The following is a 15383-nucleotide window of genomic DNA, read 5'->3' on the forward strand; positions in this document are numbered from 1 at the left end:
CCTTCTGGAGATCGTCCGGCACGGTGACGGCCCGGCCCTGGCGGCACTGCTCGGCGCCGGGCTCGACACCGTCCGCACGCTGCCGCCTCGCAGGGGCCCGGGAGTCCCCCCGCGAACTGGACCAGATCAGGGCAGCCGCGGTCGGCACGCCGGCATGATCGTGGCGGGTGGCGCGGCGGTGTCGATCGTCACGGTCACGTTGTTGCCCATCCAGTTGAGGCCGCTGACCAGGCTCCAGAAGCCGGGCCAGCCGAGCACCGGCACGCACGAGACGTTCCGGGTGACCCGCGTGTAGATGATCGCGTCGTTCTTGTAGATCCGGAAGCCGTGACTGGGGAACATGTCGGTGTGGGCGTACACCGTCAGTTTTCGGGCGTTGCTGAAGCCCACCAGCAGGTCGGAGTCGATCGTCGGGGAGAGCGCGATCATCGGCATCGCCGTGGACAGCGTGAGCCGGACCGTCGCGGGATTGAGCTGACGGGTGCTCGCGGCCCGGTCGGCGGTCTGTACCGCTTCACAGGTGCTGGTGTCGCCGTCCTTCGTCAGACGGAACACTCGGTGGCTGGTGCCGTACTCTCCCGTTCCAGCGGTGAACCCGGAGATCGATGTGCCGTCCCAGATGAACTCTGTCGAGATCTGGCCACGGAACGGCTTGACGGTGCCAGCGGTGCTGCCGTCGTATCCGACGTGGTCGTCACCGGAGAACGTCGACGACTGGACCAGCGGGCCGCCTACGTAACCACAGGCCGACCGGCTGTCCAGGCTGTTCGCCTGCAGCGGCAACGGAACGGGGTGGATGGGGTCGACGACGGCTTCCTGCGGGATCCACGCGCGCAGTTCGATCCGGTACCGTTCCCGGACCCGGATGACGACGGTGTCGGACGCGGTGAGTTGACCGTCGGACGCGGTCAGCCGGAGGGTGTATGTGCCTGCTACGGGCATGACGGCTCTGGTGGCGGCCGCGGTGGCGTCGGCGAACGTGACCGGTGCCGGCCCGCTGACCAGGGACCAGCGTCGGGTCAGCCGGGGTGGTGCGGGCCGGCCGTCGTCCGTGACCGTGCCAGCGAGGTTGACGGTGCTGGTTCCGGTGACGGTTTGGTCAGCGCCGGCGTAGACGCGTGGTGGTGTGTTCGGGCCTGGCTCCGGGGCCGTGCCGGGCAGCGGGATCGGGCCGGCGACGAAGACCGGGCCGGAGTTGTCACCGCCGTGCAGGTAGAGCACGACGACGAGTCGTTCGGTGCCTTGGCCGTCGCCAAGGGTGATCGTTCCGCCGCCGGGCAATGTGTTGACGTACGGCAGCGGCAGGGGTGCGGTGACCGCTCCGCGGCCGTCGGTGCCTTCGTCCCATTCGGCGATGCTGCGTCCGGCGCACACCGGCGCCTCTTCCCACACGACGATGGAGTAGACGGATCCGGTGCTCACCCCGCCGCCGGTCAGGTCCACTGTGACGTCGACGCCACCGGCGGCGCGGGTGACGGTAACGGTGCCGACCTTGGTGTCGCTGTGCGGGGTACCGTCGCAGGACGGAACCGGCTGGTCCCAGTCGACCACGTTCAGCGGGACGGTGACGGGAGCGGCCATCGCCGCCGTCGGGGTGACAGCGCCTGCCGCGAGGGCGGTCGCGGTGATCGTCAAGGCGGTGGTTAGCACGGCGGTACGCAGACGCATCGGCTCGACCTCCCGGTTGACCGGACGGTGAGTCCGGCTGCCAGCACCGAGCGTAGGAATCAGGTGCCTGGAGCGGATCAGACGATCGGTCCGGACGGCACCCCGTTGCGGCGGAACCGAGATCGCTGCGAGCCACGAACGGCCGAAGACGCCACCGCATCGTGTATCAGCGGGTGCTCAGAGCCCTCCTAGAGACATACACCTCTCGAGAGCTGGGGGCACCCCATGGGCTACCTGGATCCGCAGACCGAGGCGCCGCGGCGGCCGAGCACGGCGGAGTTCTGCGATGACGGCGATCGCGTCCTCTACCTCCGGTCGTACCTGCTGATGCGGGCGGTGATCGGCTTCGTCGGCGTCGCCCTGCCGTTCGTGCTGGTGCTCGGCGACTGGGCGCTCGAGCACGGCTCGCTGCTCGCCAAGGGCTCGCTCAGCGCGTACTTCTACTCGGGCATGCGCGACGTCTTCGTCGGGTGCCTGTGCGTCACGGGAGTGTTCCTCATGACGTACAAGGTCTTCGAGCACAACCTCGACAACCTGCTCAGCACCGTCGCCGGGATGGCGGCGCTCGGGGTCGCGCTGTTCTCCACCGACCGGCCCAGCGACGGCGAGGGCACCGCGCTGACGCCACTGCAGCACGATCTCGGCGAGACGACCGTCGCCACCGTCCACTACGTCTCCGCCGCGGTGTTCATCCTGGCGCTCGGGGTGATCAGCCTGTTCTTCGGGGTCCGGGAGGGCCGGCGGACCGGGGACGACCGGGGCAGCCTGGCGCCGGCCTTCTGGCGGCGGTTCCACTGGACGTGCAGCGCCGGCATCGGGGCGGCGGTGCTGTGCATCGCCGTGTCGAAGCTGACCGGGCTGCTGGAGGACTACTCGCTGATCGTCGGCGAGACGCTGGCCATCCTCAGCTTCGGCGCGTCATGGCTGATGAAAGGCCTGGAACTGCGCGTACTGCTCGGGCCGAACACCGCCGGGCAAGCGATCGGCGAGCAGGCGGGCGCGCTCGGGTGATCCGCTCAGATCGGGCGGCCCCGCGCCGGCGTCAGCCCTGCCAGAGGGAGGACGCCGCCGTGGGGCCACGCCGGCGGCGACTACTTCCGCCCCCGGACGCCGTTCTTCTTCCGCGGCTTCACGGTGATGTGGATCGGCGTGCCGATGAACTCGAACTCCTCGCGCAGCTTGCGCTCGACGAACCGGACGTAGCCCGGATCGAGCGCGCCGGTCGTGAAGAGCACGAACTTCGGCGGCGACACCCCGGCCTGGGTCGCGAAGAGCACCCGCGGGGCGCGGCCGCCGCGGACCGGGTGCGGGGTCGCCTGCACGAGCGCGGTGAGCCACTGGTTGAGCTGGCCGGTGGGGATGCGCCGCTCCCAGTTGTTCAACGCGGTGCGCAGCGCCGGTGCGAGCTTGTCGACGGCCCGGCCGGTCAGCGCCGACACGTTGACCCGCAGCGCCCACGGCACGCGGCGGAGTTCCCGCTCGATCTCTTTGCCGAGTTGGTACCGGCGGTCGTCGTCGACGAGATCCCATTTGTTGAACGCGATGACGAGCGCCCGCCCCGACTCGATGACCATCGTGATGATCCGCTGGTCCTGCTCGGAAATGGGTTCGCTCGCGTCCAGCAGGACGATCGCCACCTCGGCGGCCTCGATCGCGGCGTTGGTGCGCAGCGAGGCGTAGTACTCGGTGCCGCTGGCGTGTGCGACGCGCTTGCGCAGCCCGGCGGTGTCGACGAGGTGCCAGGTGTCGCCGCCGAAGCCGACGAGGCTGTCGACGGGGTCGACGGTGGTGCCGGCGACCGAGTCGACGACCGCGCGCTCCTCCTTGGCGAGCTTGTTGAGGAGGCTGGACTTGCCGACGTTGGGCCGGCCGACGAGTGCGATGCGGCGCGGGCCGGTCTCGCGCGGCTCGGCCGGGATCGGCGGCGGCAGGCTCTCCAGGATCTTGTCGAGGAGATCGCCGGAGCCGCGGCCGTGCAACGCCGAGACGGGGAACGGCTCGCCGAGGCCGAGGCTCCACAGGCTCGCGGTCTCGTTCTCGATGCGCGCGTTGTCGACCTTGTTGGCGACGAGGACGACCGGCCGGCCGCTGCGGCGCAGCATCCGGACCGCGGCCTCGTCGTCGGAGGTCGGCGGGATCGTGGCGTCGACCACGAAGAGGACGACGTCGGCGGTCTGCGTGGCGATCTCGGCCTGGGTGGCGATGGCCTTCGCGCGCTCCTTGGCGTCGGGCAGCCAGCCGCCGGTGTCGACGACGGTGAAGCGGCGGCCGGTCCACTCCGCGTCGTAGGCGACCCGGTCTCGGGTCACTCCGGCGACGTCCTCGACAACCGCCTGCCGGCGGCCGAGAATGCGGTTGACCAGGGTCGACTTGCCCACGTTGGGCCGGCCGACGACAGCCACGATGGGCAGGATCAGCTCGGCGCCGCCCGATGGAACATCGACGCCGCCCTCGTCGACGTTGATGTCGGCGGATGCCTCAGCACTCACGGGAATTCCCTTTATCCTTCGCCCGGTGGCCTATGCCGTCACCTTCTCCAGCATTCGCTGGAGGCGCTCGACGACCTCGTCGATGCCGAGGGCGGTGGTGTCGAGCACGACCGCGTCGTCGGCCCGGCGCAGGGGGTCGGCGGCGCGCGTCGAGTCAAGTCTGTCACGCCGGGCGAGATCGGCCGCTGTGGCCGCATGGCTGGCGGCGTTCTCGGAGCTGCGGCGGCGGGCTCGCTCGTCGGCGGACGCGGTGAGGTAGACCTTCAGGTCGGCGTCCGGCGCGACGACCGTGCCGATGTCGCGGCCCTCGACGACGATCCGCACCGACGCGGCGATGATCGCGCGCTGCTGGGCGACGAGGAGGGCCCGCACCGCCGGCACCGCGGAGACGGCGGAGACGGCTCGCGTCACCTCGGGACCGCGGATCTCCCGGTCCGCCGCGATGCCGTCGACGCTGATGTGCGGGTCGAGCGGATCGGTGCCGATGCCGAGCCGGAGGCCTTCCGCGACCGCGGTGATCTTGTCGGCGTCCCGCAGGTCGACCCCGTCGCGCAGGACCGCGAACGTCACCGCGCGGTACATGGCGCCGGTGTCGAGGTAGCGGGCGTCGAGCGCCTGCGCGACCCGGCGGGAGATGGTGGACTTGCCGGAGCCGGAGGGCCCGTCCACGGCAACCACCAGTTGCCGGCTCTCGTCGCGCACGCCCGTTCTCCTCACCCCGATGAAACCGCGGAAGACTCCGGTTCGACAGTAACCGACCCGCCGGTGACGCCTCGCTACGGGAGGCCTCCGTCGGGGCCGCCGCGCCGGCTCGCTCACGCACGGTGCACTCGGGCGCCCCTCGCCCACCGTGCGGTCGGTCAGCGTCCCGCAGGTCCAGGTGTGCCCGCACGGCACGCGCACGGGCGACCATCCAGTCCGGCGCCCGGCCGGTGGCCCGCTTACCCATCGGTTCGGCGACGATCCGGTGATCATGTGCCTGTCGAACCGGATCGGTCCCGGACCGCTCGTGCGTACCGGCCCGCCAGGGTCTCCGCCGCGCAGCGCAGCTCCGCCGGGCCGACGATCTCCAGGTCGGCGTCGAACATCCCGAACCACGCCGCCAGGCCCGCCCACGACCAGCTACTCATCGTCACCCGGCAGCGCTCCGGCGTCACGACCTCCACGATCGCCTGGCCACGGACCCACTCCTCGACGGCCGCGGCGGGCGCGTGCAGGATCGCGCTCCCCCGGCACGGGAACGGATCGTGGCCCTCGAACCGCTCGGCGATGAACGCCGCCACGTCCGGCGCCGGCAGCGGCCGGGGCGTGAACCGCGGGCCGTTCGGCGATCTCGGCGTCATCCGGTCCACGCGGTACGTGCGCCAGTCACCGCGGTCGAGGTCCCAGCCGATGAGGTACCACCGGCCACCCCACGTCACGAGATGGTGCGGTTCCGCGCGGCGGGGCGGCCGGACCTGCTCCCCCTCCAGGAACTCCCGCCGCCCGGCGTAGTCGAACCGGAGCACCTCCCGCGCCCGCACCGCCGTCCCGATGGCCAGCAACACCTCCGAGTCGACGTTCGCCGCGCGCTGGTTGCCCTTCGCGACCCGCGTCACCCGGAGCGCGTCGACGCGATGCCGCAGCCGGGCGGGCATCACCTGCCGTACGGTCGCCAGCGCGCGCAGCGCGGCCTCCTCCACGCCCTCGACCGTCACCGTCGCCGTCTGTAGCGCCACCGCGACAGCCACCGCCTGGTCGTCGTCGAACAGCAGCGGTGGCAGCTCCGAGCCGGCGTCGAGGCGGTAGCCGCCGTCCGGGCCGCGGGTGGCCCGCACCGGGTAGCCGAGCTCCCGCAGCCGGTCGACATCACGGCGGACCGTGCGCGGGCTGACCTCCAGCCGGTCGGCGAGCGTCCGCCCGGGCCAGTCGCGCCGGGCCTGCAACAGGGACAGCAGGGCGAGCAGGCGAGCCGACGTCTCCAACATGCCACCCAGTATCACCGGCGATGAGGACAGGACCTGTCCGCATCCTCGGGGAAGCTCCTCGGTGCGGGCCGAGCGCCTGCTGTTCGGCGGCCGGCTCGCCGAACGGCGGTGGCCTGGGGCTTCGTGGCCGCGACGGCGACGGCACTGGTCGGGCTGTGGGTCGGCATCCGGGCGATGCACCGGTCCACCTGACGATCGTGGGCGCCCCGACCAGCGGGGCGCCCACGATCACGTCACTCGCCGACGGCCTTGAACAGGGCTCCAATCTCGGCCTGAGAAAGGTGCCGCGTGCGGCCCGGTCGAAGGTCGCCGAGCCGGATCGGGCCGATCTGGGTGCGGATCAGCCGCTGCACCGGGAAGCCGACCGCGTCGAACATGCGCCGCACGATGTGGTTGCGGCCCTCGTGGAGGACGACCTCGACGAGCGCCACCTTGCCGTATGCGTCCACGACCCGGAACGCGTCGACCTTGACCGGGCCGTCCTCCAGCTCGACGCCGGCCCTCAACTGCCGCCCCATCGCACGCGGCACCGGGCCCTGGATCTCCGCCTGGTAGGTCTTCGCCACCTCATACGACGGGTGCATCAGCTTGTGCGCGAGCCCCCCGTCGTTGGTGAGCAGCAGCAGTCCCTCGCTGTCGGCGTCGAGCCGGCCGACGTGGAACACCCGGGTCGCGATGTTGGGCAGGAAGTCGGCGATCGCATCGCGCCCCTTCTCGTCGTCCATCGTCGACACGACCCCGCGCGGCTTGTTCAGCGCGAGGTAGACCATCCGCGTGTCGGTGACGAGCCGCTGCCCGTCGACATGGATCGCGTCGCGGATCGCGTCGGCCTTGTCACCGAGCGTGGCCTCCTTGCCGTTGACGGTGACGCGCCCCTCCTCGATCATGCGCTCGCACGTGCGCCGCGATCCCAGCCCGGCGGCGGCAAGGATTTTCTGCAGCCGCTCGTCGTCGCGTGGCGGCCGCACATCCGGCGGGGCGTCGAAGGCGGACGCGGTGAATTCTTCAGCATCAGCGCTGGGCATCGGCGATCTCATCTATGTCGTCGGGAAGGAACGGGGCGAGCGGGGGCAACTGGTCGACACTGTCCAGGCCGAGCTTCTCCAGGAACAGCGTGGTCGTGCGGTAGAGATGCGCCCCGCTTTCGGGCTCACTCCCGACCTCCTCGATCAGGCCCCTCGTTACCAGCGTACGGACCACACCGTCACAGTTGACCCCCCGGATGGCAGAGATGCGGGACCGGGTCACCGGCTGCTTGTACGCGACCACGGCAAGTGTCTCCAGCGCCGCCTGCGTCAGCCGGACCTGCTGCCCGTCGAGGACGAACTTCTCAACGTAGCTCGCATACTCGGGCCGGGTGTACAGCCGCCAGCCCCCGGCGACGCGTCGAAGATCAAACCCAAGCCCCAGGGAGGTGTACTGCCCGGAGATGTCCTCCAGCGCCCCGCGTACCCGATCGACAGGCTGCTCGAGCACCTGGGCGAGGGAGACTTCGGTGGCAGGCTCGTCGACGATGAGCAGAATGGCCTCGACCGCACCACGCAGCTCGGCGTCGGACATGGCGACCGGCACTTCGGGCGCGCCAGGCTCGCCACCTGCGGATGCTGGAGCGCTGCGACCCTCCTGGAGATCTATCTCCTCCAAGATCAACTGGCTGTCACCGCGCTGTGGAGCGTTCTGGTCGTCCTGGCGACCAGAACGCTCCACACTCCGCTCCGCCTCCCCCGGGACCGCCCCGTCGGCTGCGCGTATGTCCGATGAATCGGAAATGTCCGGAATGGCGGAGCGATCCGAGGGAACGCCAGAGCCAACAGCCCCTTCAGCCCACTCGGCATCCCCGACTCGCTCCGCGCCCCCGGCCCACTCCGCCTCGCCGGTCTGCTCCGGGGCGGTGGCGTCGGCCGACTCGGCCGCAGGATCTGCGGTCTCCTCCCCCGGCTTCTCGGCGGACGACGAGGCGTCGGGCTCCAAAACAGCGATCTCGAAGGCACTCGTCTCGGGGGCGGCACCATCCACACCAGCAGGCTCACACTCGGGCTCGGAGGAATCCGGAGCGACAGGCTCCGCAATGACTGCCGCCGAACCAGCACCCGCGGACTCGACCATCCCTGTACCGGGCTCCGAAACAGCGATCTCGGAAGCAGCCGCGCCCGAACCAAGCGCCTCCGAATCAGCCGGCCCCGACACAGCCACATCCGAACCAACCGTGCTCGAACCAGCCGACCCCGACACAGCCACATCCGAGACAGCCAAATCCGAGACAGCCACGCTCGAACCAACTGTGCTCGAACCAGCAGACTCCGAGGCAACCGTCTCCGAGGGAGCGGCACCCGAGGGAGCAGCGTCCGAGGCAGCCAACCCCGAGGCAGCCAAACCTGAGGGAGCGGCGTCCGGAGGTTCCGCGGGCTCGACAGCATCCGCAGGCGGCTCGGGAGCGCGAGGTTCCGGGGCCGGGGGCTTGGGGCGCTCCCACGGCGGCACCCAGTTTGCCGCCTGGTCGGCGAGCGACCGCCGGTCGTCCTGATTCACTCGTCCACCTCGCTGTCCACGTCAACCGCGCCCACCGTCGCCGGCCCGGCCGCCAGAGAACCCGCCAGAGAACCCGCCGGAGCACCCTCCAGAGGCTGATCCAGAGAACCCGCAGCAGAGCCCGCCGGAGCCGCCGACGGGGCGGGCGCGGGAGCGGGAGCGCCTTCGTACTCCTCGACCTCGATCGAGACGTTCGTGTCGTCGGTGCCGATCCAGCGGACCACCAACTCGCCCAGCGCCTGAACCTGCTCGAAGCTCACCAGGTTTTCCCGGTACAGCTCCAACAGTGCCAGGAATCGGGCCACCACCTCGAGCGTCGAGCCGCAGTCCACGCACAGGGCGCTGAAGGTCGCCTCGCGCTGCTCGATCAGCCGATCCTTCACGATGTTGGCGTGCTCCCGAACGCTGACCCGCACCATGTGGATGTGCGCGATCGACACGACCGGCGGCGGCTTGGGCGTGAACGCCTTCAGCGCCAGCTTCAGCAGCCGCTGCGGGCCGACGCCGAGCACGAGGTCCGGCAGCGCCTCGGCGTACCGCGGTTCGAGCGACACCGACCGCGGATAGCGCCGCGAGCCCACCGCCTCCAGGCCGGAGATGTGCGCGGCCGCCTCCTTGAATGCCTTGTACTGCAAGAGTCGCGCGAACAGCAGGTCCCGCGCCTCCAGCAGGGCCAGGTCCTCCTCGTTCTCCACCGTCGCCGACGGCAGCAGGCGGGCGGCCTTGAGGTCGAGCAGCGTGGCGGCGACGACGAGGAACTCCGACGCCTCGTCGAGGTCCCAGTCGTCGCCCATCGCCCGGATGTACGCGATGAAGTCGTCGGTCACCGTGTGCAGCGCGACCTCGGTGACGTCGAGCTTGTGCTTGCCGATGAGCTGCAGCAGCAGGTCGAACGGCCCGGTGAAGTTGGCCAGCTTGACCTGGAAGCCCGAAGTCGAGGCGGCCTCGACAATCCCAGGAGGGGCATCCGTGGGAGGGGCTGCGGGATCGGTCACCGGAGAAACGTAGCGCAAGAACCGCGATGAGCCGCTACAAGCGCCGCTCGGCCTGCTGGGCGATCACCTCACGGGCGAGCTGCCGGTAGTTGCGGGCGCCCGAGGAGGCCGGATCGAGCACGGTGATCGGCGCGCCGGCGACGGTCGACTCGGGGAACTTGACCGTCTTGGTGATCACGGTCTGGTAGACCTTGTCGCCGAACGCCTCCACGACCCGCTGGAGCACCTGGCGGCAGTGGGTGGTGCGGCTGTCGTACATGGTGGCGAGGATGCCCTCGAGCTCGAGGTCGAAGTTGAGCCGCTCGCGCACCTTGTCGATGGTGTCGAGCAGCAGCGCGACGCCACGAAGTGAGAAGAATTCACATTCCAGCGGGATCATCACGCCGTGCGCCACCGTGAGCGCGTTGATCGCCAGCAGGCCGAGGGACGGCTGGCAGTCGATCAGGATGAAGTCGTACTCCTTGAGCACCGGACGCAGCACCCGGGCCAGGGCCATCTCGCGTGCGACCTCGGTGACGAGCTGGATCTCGGCGGCGGACAGGTCGATGTTGGCCGGCAGCAGGTGCAGGCCCGCGATATCCGTCTTGATCCGGATGTCCTCGACCGTCACGTCCGAGTCCATCAGGATGTTGTAGATCGTCAGGTCGAGATTGTGCGGGTTCACCCCGAGCCCGACCGAGAGCGCGCCCTGCGGGTCGAAGTCGACGAGCAGCACCCGCCGCCCGTATTCCGCCAGCGCCGCCCCCAGGTTGATGGTCGACGTGGTCTTGCCCACGCCGCCCTTCTGGTTGGCCATGGCGATGATCCGCGCCGGGCCGTGCCGGTCCATCGGCATCGGCTCGGGGATCGGCTTGCGCATCGTGTATGCCGTCGGGTCGGCAGGACCCAACTCCGCACCGAGGTCAAGCGATGCCTGCTCGGCGCGCATCGTGGTGGTCCACGACTCCGCCTGGTCACCCATGCCTGTCATCGCTATCTTCGCCCCTCCGCGGCGGGCCGTCTCCACCCTCGGGCCAGATCGGCGTCGGCGATCTGGGGAAGCGAGTCGACCGTTGCCCGACTGTACGTCACTGCAGGGTACATACGGCACAGTGCGCCTCGGCGTGTCGCGAAGCTCATCGTTGGGTACGGTCATCCACGTGTTGGGACCAGGGGACGTGCTCGGCGACCGCTACCGCCTCGAGGAGTTCGTCGCCAGCGGCGGCATGGGGCAGGTGTTCCGCGCCACCGACACGACGCTCGGCCGGACGGTCGCGGTCAAGGTGTTGCTGCCGGGGCACACGAGCAACGGCGAGTTCGGCAGCCGGTTCCGCGCCGAGGCGCGCATCATGGCCGCGATCGGGCATCCGGGTGTCGTCGGCGTCTACGACTACGGCGAGACGTCCGAGGGCACGATGTTCCTGGTCATGACCTTCGTCGACGGACGGCCGCTGGGTGAGCGGATCGCCCGTGAGGGTGCGCTGCCGGTCGACGAGACGCTCACGATCGTGGCCCAGGCGGCCGAGGCGCTGCAGGCCGCGCATGCGAAGGGCGTCATCCACCGCGACGTGAAGCCGAGCAACCTGCTCGTGGCCGACGACGGCACGGTGACGCTGGTCGACTTCGGTGTCGCCCGCTCGTCGTCCGTGACGTCCGTCACGAAGGTCAACGCGGTCATCGGCACCGCCCTCTACATGTCGCCCGAGCAGGCGCGTGGCGGGACGATCTCGCCGTCGACGGACATCTACGCGCTCGGCGCGGTGGCGTACCACTGCCTCACCGGCGCACCCCCGTTCAGCGGCAACTCGCCGCTGGAGATCGCGGTCAAGCACCTGCACGAGGAGCCGCCACCGCTGCCCGACGACCTCCCCGTCGCGGCGCGGGCGCTGGTCGAGCAAGCGATGGAGAAGGACCCCGAGGCCCGGTTCCCCTCGGCCGCCGCGATGGCCGTCGCGGCCCGTGAGGCGCAGAACGGGGTCGTACGTGCCGTGCGCGCGTCGTCGCCGTCGGTCTCCGACACGGCCGAGCTGGTCGCGGACGACCTGGACGACGACGAGGCGCCGCGCCGCCCGGCGTGGTTCCCGGTGGCGGTCGGCCTGGCCCTGGCCGCCCTCGCCGTCGGGGTGATCCTGGCCCTGATCGCGCTGACCCGCGAGGCCCTGGACACCGACATCGGCCCCGCGACCGTCCCCAGCAAGTCCGCGGGTGTGATCCCGGCGGCGTCGACGCCGGCGCCCGACGGCGGGGCCGCCACACGTACCGGATGGGCGTCCACGTCGCCGTCGGCCTCGGCGGTCGCCTCGTCCGCGGCGCCCAGCTCCCCCGCGCCGCAGAGCGAGCCACCGCGGTCGTCCCCCGCGCCCGGTCCGACGTCGGACGCCCCGCCGCCGTCGCCGGACAAGTCCCCGACGCTGGACAAGTCCCCGACGCCGTAGTTCACCGAGACGTGCAACCCTGCCCGGGCCGACTCCGTCTACCCCCGGACGAAGGGAGCCCAGACGGGTGAACCAAGACGACGAGGCGCACTTCCGGGATTTCGTCGCCGCGCGATTCGACGGGCTGCGCTCGCTCGCCTACCTGACGTGCGGGGACTGGCACACGGCCGAGGACGCCGTGGCCGCCTCCCTGGCAAAGCTGTACGTGCGCTGGACCAAGGTCGACACCCCGTTGGCATATGCGCGGCGGGCGATCGTGCACACCCTGGTCGACGAGAGCCGCCGGCCGTGGCGCCGCCGGGAGCGGCCGGCCGGGCACAGCCTGCCGGACCTGCCCGGGCCCGACCACGCCGACCAGGTCGACGAGCGGATCCGCATCCGCGCGGCGCTCGCCCGGATGGCGCCCGGCCAGCGCGCCGTGCTCGTCCTGCGCTACTACGAGGGGCTGAGCGTTGAAGAGACCGCCGAGGTGCTCGGCCGCCAGCCGGGCACCGTCAAGAGTCAGACCGCCAGGGGGCTCGCCGCGCTCCGCGCGCTGCTCGGCACGGACGAGCTCCGGGTCACGGACGGCCTTGCTGACGGTCACCCCGCAGGCATCGAGGAGAACAGGAGGGAAGGGCATGGCACCCCAGGATCTGCGTACTCTGCTGACCTCGGCCAGGGACGACGCGCCGCCACCGCGGCTCAGCGTTGACGACATCACCGCCGCGGGCCGGCGCCTCGAGCGGCGCCGGCGCCGGCTCGCCCTGCTCTCGTCGGCCGGCGGCGGTGTCGTCGCCGCGATCGCGGCCGCGGCGGCGGTGCTGGTGCTCAACGACCCCGCGCCGATGACATCCGCGCTCGGCCCGAGCCACCTGCCGGGCATGCGGTCGTCGGCGGAGCCGGCCGAGTTCGCCGCCGCGCCCGCGTTCACCACGACCTACCGGGGCTACCCCGCCGGGCGGTACTTCGTCAGCGACCCGGACCTGGTGACCACCGCCTATCAGCAGTCCACGATCGCGCCGGTGTCGCCCACGCCGACCCCGTCGATGTCGGCGCCGGCGGTCAGGACGAAGGCGTCCGGCGGTGTGCTCGTCGTGTACCGCGAGCACGCGTTCGAGCCGAAGATGTTCGATCCGGCGGAGCGGATCCAGTTGCGCGGGTCCGTCGGGCTGCTGCACTACGCCGCCGGGCCGGGGGCATCTTCCGCGTTGACGGCGGAGACGTTCAAGCGGTACAGCCGGCCCGGCGGCGGGATTCCGACGCTGGCGTGGCAGTACACCGACGACGCCTGGGCGGCGATCTACTGGTCGCCGGGGGAGGACGCGCCGACCGTGGCGGAGCTGACGGCGATCGCCGACGGGCTCACGCCCGCGCAGCCGAAGGAGTTCCGGATCGGCTTCCGGCTGAAGACCCCGCCGCAGCGGTACTCCCTGGCGGCCGCGAGCTTCGGCCAGGACTCCCCCGACGGCGGCACGCTCATCTCGTCGGTCCGGCTCACGCTGAGGCCGCCCCAGGTGCCGCTCACCGGGATGATCGACTTCGAGACGCTCGGCGCGATCACCCTCTCCGTCGGCGTGAACCAGTCCGGCGACCCTTCGCCCCTGGCCGGCAGCCCGGCCAAACCGGCCTGCACGGCGGGCACGCTGGTGTGCACCCGGCCGGCCGGCGACCGGACGTACGTGCGAGTCGAGGGCGACAGCACGAAGCTGTTCCCGCCCGGCCTGACCGTCGAGCTGACGACCGTCATGGATCCGGCGGACCCCGACGACCGCGGTAGCTGGCCCCCGGTGACAGAGGTCTTCACCGGGTAGCGGCGGTCACAGCACCTCGCCGAAAAAACCGCGTGCGCGGACGGCGTGGTGCTGTTACCGTTTTGGCATGCGTTTCTGAGCCCACCGACGCCGCGCGTGCCGCCGCTGCCCTGACGCAGCAGGCTGGCCCCCGTTGTGGGTTTCTGCTGATCCCCGCTTCGCGTTTCCGCGCGGCCGCAGCCTGTCCGCTCGCCGCTTCCAGCACCGTTTTCGCGAAGGAGACGCTCATGCCTGCTCGTTCCGCCAAGCCGTCCTCGCCCGCCGCCGAATCCGACCGGGTGTCCGCGGAGGAGTCCGAGGACCGTCCGTCGAACCCGCTCGAGGCGATCCGCCGCGCTCAGGCCAACCGCTCCCTCCCGCCCGGCTCGGGCGGCCGGGGCGGCGCTCGCGGCGGCGCCGGCAAGGGCGCCACCCCGAAGGCCCCCAGAATGTACAACCGCCACAAGTAACCGCCACGCCCTGCCCTTTTGTGCGTCGATCTTGCAGTTGTGGTGCCTCGACACTCCCACGATGTCCGGGTTTGTCCGGCACCACAACTGCAAGATCAACGCGAAAAGGGGGTGCGGGTCAGCGGGCCCGGGGGTGTGCGGTCGCGTACACCTCACGGAGCTTGTCGACCGTGACCAGCGTGTAGACCTGGGTGGTCGTCACCGAGGCGTGGCCGAGCAGCTCCTGCACGACGCGGATGTCGGCGCCGCCGTCCAGCAGGTGCGTGGCGAACGAGTGGCGCAGCGTGTGCGGTGAGACGCCGGTGGGGCCGTCGACCGGCAGCCCGGCCCGCACCGCCGACTTGCGCAGGATCGTCCAGGCGCTCTGCCGGGACAGCGCGCCGCCGCGCGCGTTGAGGAACACCGCCGGCACCCCGCGGCCGTTCGTGACGAGCGCCGGGCGGCTGCGGACCAGGTAGGCGTCCAGCGCCGAGCGCGCGTAGCTGCCCATCGGCACGAGCCGGGTCTTGCCGCCCTTGCCGCGCAGCAGCACCATGCCGTGCCGGCCGGTGAGATCGAGGTCGTCGATTGCGATGCCGACCGCCTCGGAGATGCGCGCGCCGGTGCCGTACAGGAACTCCAGCAGCGCCCGGTCGCGCATGCCCAGCGGCCCGCTGCCGTCGGGGACGGCGAGCAGCCGCGCGACCTGGTCCACGTCGAGCGCCTTCGGCAGCCGCTTCGGCAGTGACGGCGGCTTCACCTCGCGCGAGGGGTCGTTCGGCGCGAGGCCCTCCAGCAGCAGGAACCGGTGCAGGCCGCGCACGGCGCTGGCCGCCCGGGCCGCGGACGACGCCGACAGGGCGGGCGCGCCGGAGCGCAGCGCGGCGACGTGCCCGGCGATGTCCCGCGCGGACACGTCGGCGAGATCCTTGACGCCGGCCTCCGCCAGCCACTCGACGTAACGGTCGAGGTCCCGGCGGTAGGACGCGAGCGTGTTCACGGCGAGCGCCCGCTCGACGGTCAGGTGGTCCAGGTACGTGTCGACGGCACGGCGCAGCACCGCGCTGATCTCGTCCGTGCCGCCGACCGCCACCTGATCG

At 71.2% G+C, this 15383-nt stretch carries 14 protein-coding genes; 5 read left to right on the forward strand and 9 right to left on the reverse strand.

Annotated elements, in window-relative coordinates; translation table 11 throughout:
- Positions 1 to 126: 126 nt before the first annotated feature.
- Positions 127 to 1668: a PKD domain-containing protein gene (locus Drose_RS27360; RefSeq protein ID WP_260724189.1), complete on the reverse strand. Its 1542-nt coding sequence runs from the start codon at positions 1666 to 1668 to the stop codon at positions 127 to 129.
- Positions 1669 to 1893: 225 nt separating this feature from the next.
- Between Drose_RS27360 and Drose_RS27365 the strand changes: the two genes are divergently transcribed.
- A complete protein-coding gene (locus Drose_RS27365; RefSeq protein ID WP_260724190.1) occupies positions 1894 to 2679 on the forward strand; it encodes a hypothetical protein in 786 nt (261 codons plus the stop codon).
- Between the two features lie 80 nt (positions 2680 to 2759).
- Here Drose_RS27365 and der read toward each other — a convergent pair whose 3' ends face one another.
- The 7 genes from der to Drose_RS27400 all read right to left on the reverse strand — a co-directional run bounded on the left by der (position 2760) and on the right by Drose_RS27400 (position 10618).
- Entirely contained in the window at positions 2760 to 4133 is a 1374-nt protein-coding gene (gene der, locus Drose_RS27370; protein ID WP_260729819.1) for a ribosome biogenesis GTPase Der, read from the reverse strand.
- 54 nt (positions 4134 to 4187) lie between these two features.
- Entirely contained in the window at positions 4188 to 4859 is a 672-nt protein-coding gene (gene cmk, locus Drose_RS27375) for a (d)CMP kinase (RefSeq protein WP_260724191.1), read from the reverse strand.
- Positions 4860 to 5128: 269 nt separating this feature from the next.
- Positions 5129 to 6124, reverse strand: coding sequence for a helix-turn-helix transcriptional regulator (locus Drose_RS27380; RefSeq protein WP_260724192.1), 996 nt, complete (start codon positions 6122 to 6124; stop codon positions 5129 to 5131).
- A 233-nt stretch (positions 6125 to 6357) separates the two neighbouring features.
- Positions 6358 to 7149 carry a pseudouridine synthase gene (locus tag Drose_RS27385; protein ID WP_260724193.1) on the reverse strand — a complete coding sequence of 264 codons (792 nt, stop codon included), beginning with the start codon at positions 7147 to 7149 and terminating at the stop codon, positions 6358 to 6360.
- The gene (gene scpB, locus Drose_RS27390) at positions 7136 to 8140 is read right to left on the reverse strand and encodes an SMC-Scp complex subunit ScpB (protein ID WP_260724194.1); all 1005 of its coding nucleotides are present in this window, start codon (positions 8138 to 8140) and stop codon (positions 7136 to 7138) included. The genes Drose_RS27385 and scpB overlap by 14 nt, the downstream gene beginning before the upstream one ends.
- 509 nt (positions 8141 to 8649) lie before the next feature.
- A complete protein-coding gene (locus Drose_RS27395; protein ID WP_260724195.1) occupies positions 8650 to 9648 on the reverse strand; it encodes a segregation and condensation protein A in 999 nt (332 codons plus the stop codon).
- 34 nt (positions 9649 to 9682) lie between these two features.
- A complete protein-coding gene (locus Drose_RS27400) occupies positions 9683 to 10618 on the reverse strand; it encodes a ParA family protein (protein WP_190248004.1) in 936 nt (311 codons plus the stop codon).
- Positions 10619 to 10787: 169 nt separating this feature from the next.
- Here Drose_RS27400 and Drose_RS27405 point away from each other — a divergent pair, with 169 nt between their 5' ends.
- The 4 genes from Drose_RS27405 to Drose_RS27420 all read left to right on the forward strand — a co-directional run bounded on the left by Drose_RS27405 (position 10788) and on the right by Drose_RS27420 (position 14304).
- Positions 10788 to 12062 (forward strand): serine/threonine-protein kinase, encoded by a 1275-nt coding sequence (locus tag Drose_RS27405; RefSeq protein ID WP_260724196.1) that lies wholly within the window; start codon positions 10788 to 10790, stop codon positions 12060 to 12062.
- Between the two features lie 67 nt (positions 12063 to 12129).
- Entirely contained in the window at positions 12130 to 12756 is a 627-nt protein-coding gene (locus Drose_RS27410; protein WP_313899934.1) for a SigE family RNA polymerase sigma factor, read from the forward strand.
- Positions 12683 to 13855 (forward strand): hypothetical protein, encoded by a 1173-nt coding sequence (locus Drose_RS27415; protein WP_260724197.1) that lies wholly within the window; start codon positions 12683 to 12685, stop codon positions 13853 to 13855. The genes Drose_RS27410 and Drose_RS27415 overlap by 74 nt, the downstream gene beginning before the upstream one ends.
- A gap of 227 nt (positions 13856 to 14082) precedes the next feature.
- The gene (locus tag Drose_RS27420) at positions 14083 to 14304 is read left to right on the forward strand and encodes a hypothetical protein (protein ID WP_260724198.1); all 222 of its coding nucleotides are present in this window, start codon (positions 14083 to 14085) and stop codon (positions 14302 to 14304) included.
- A 118-nt stretch (positions 14305 to 14422) separates the two neighbouring features.
- Here Drose_RS27420 and xerD read toward each other — a convergent pair whose 3' ends face one another.
- On the reverse strand, positions 14423 to 15376 hold the full coding sequence (gene xerD, locus Drose_RS27425; protein ID WP_260724199.1) for a site-specific tyrosine recombinase XerD: 954 nt from the start codon (positions 15374 to 15376) through the stop codon (positions 14423 to 14425).
- Positions 15377 to 15383 lie beyond the last annotated feature (7 nt).

The organism is Dactylosporangium roseum (assembly GCF_025264685.1).
In the GTDB taxonomy this organism is placed as follows: domain Bacteria; phylum Actinomycetota; class Actinomycetes; order Mycobacteriales; family Micromonosporaceae; genus Dactylosporangium; species Dactylosporangium roseum.

Coding starts and splice junctions, on each gene's coding strand:
- Drose_RS27365 (WP_260724190.1), top strand. CDS start 1,894: ATGGGCTACCTGGATCCGCAGACCGAGGCGCCGCGGCGGCCGAGCACG.
- Drose_RS27360 (WP_260724189.1), bottom strand. CDS start 1,668: ATGCGTCTGCGTACCGCCGTGCTAACCACCGCCTTGACGATCACCGCG.
- Drose_RS27400 (WP_190248004.1), bottom strand. CDS start 10,618: ATGACAGGCATGGGTGACCAGGCGGAGTCGTGGACCACCACGATGCGC.
- Drose_RS27415 (WP_260724197.1), top strand. CDS start 12,683: ATGGCACCCCAGGATCTGCGTACTCTGCTGACCTCGGCCAGGGACGAC.
- Drose_RS27380 (WP_260724192.1), bottom strand. CDS start 6,124: ATGTTGGAGACGTCGGCTCGCCTGCTCGCCCTGCTGTCCCTGTTGCAG.
- Drose_RS27385 (WP_260724193.1), bottom strand. CDS start 7,149: ATGCCCAGCGCTGATGCTGAAGAATTCACCGCGTCCGCCTTCGACGCC.
- Drose_RS27420 (WP_260724198.1), top strand. CDS start 14,083: ATGCCTGCTCGTTCCGCCAAGCCGTCCTCGCCCGCCGCCGAATCCGAC.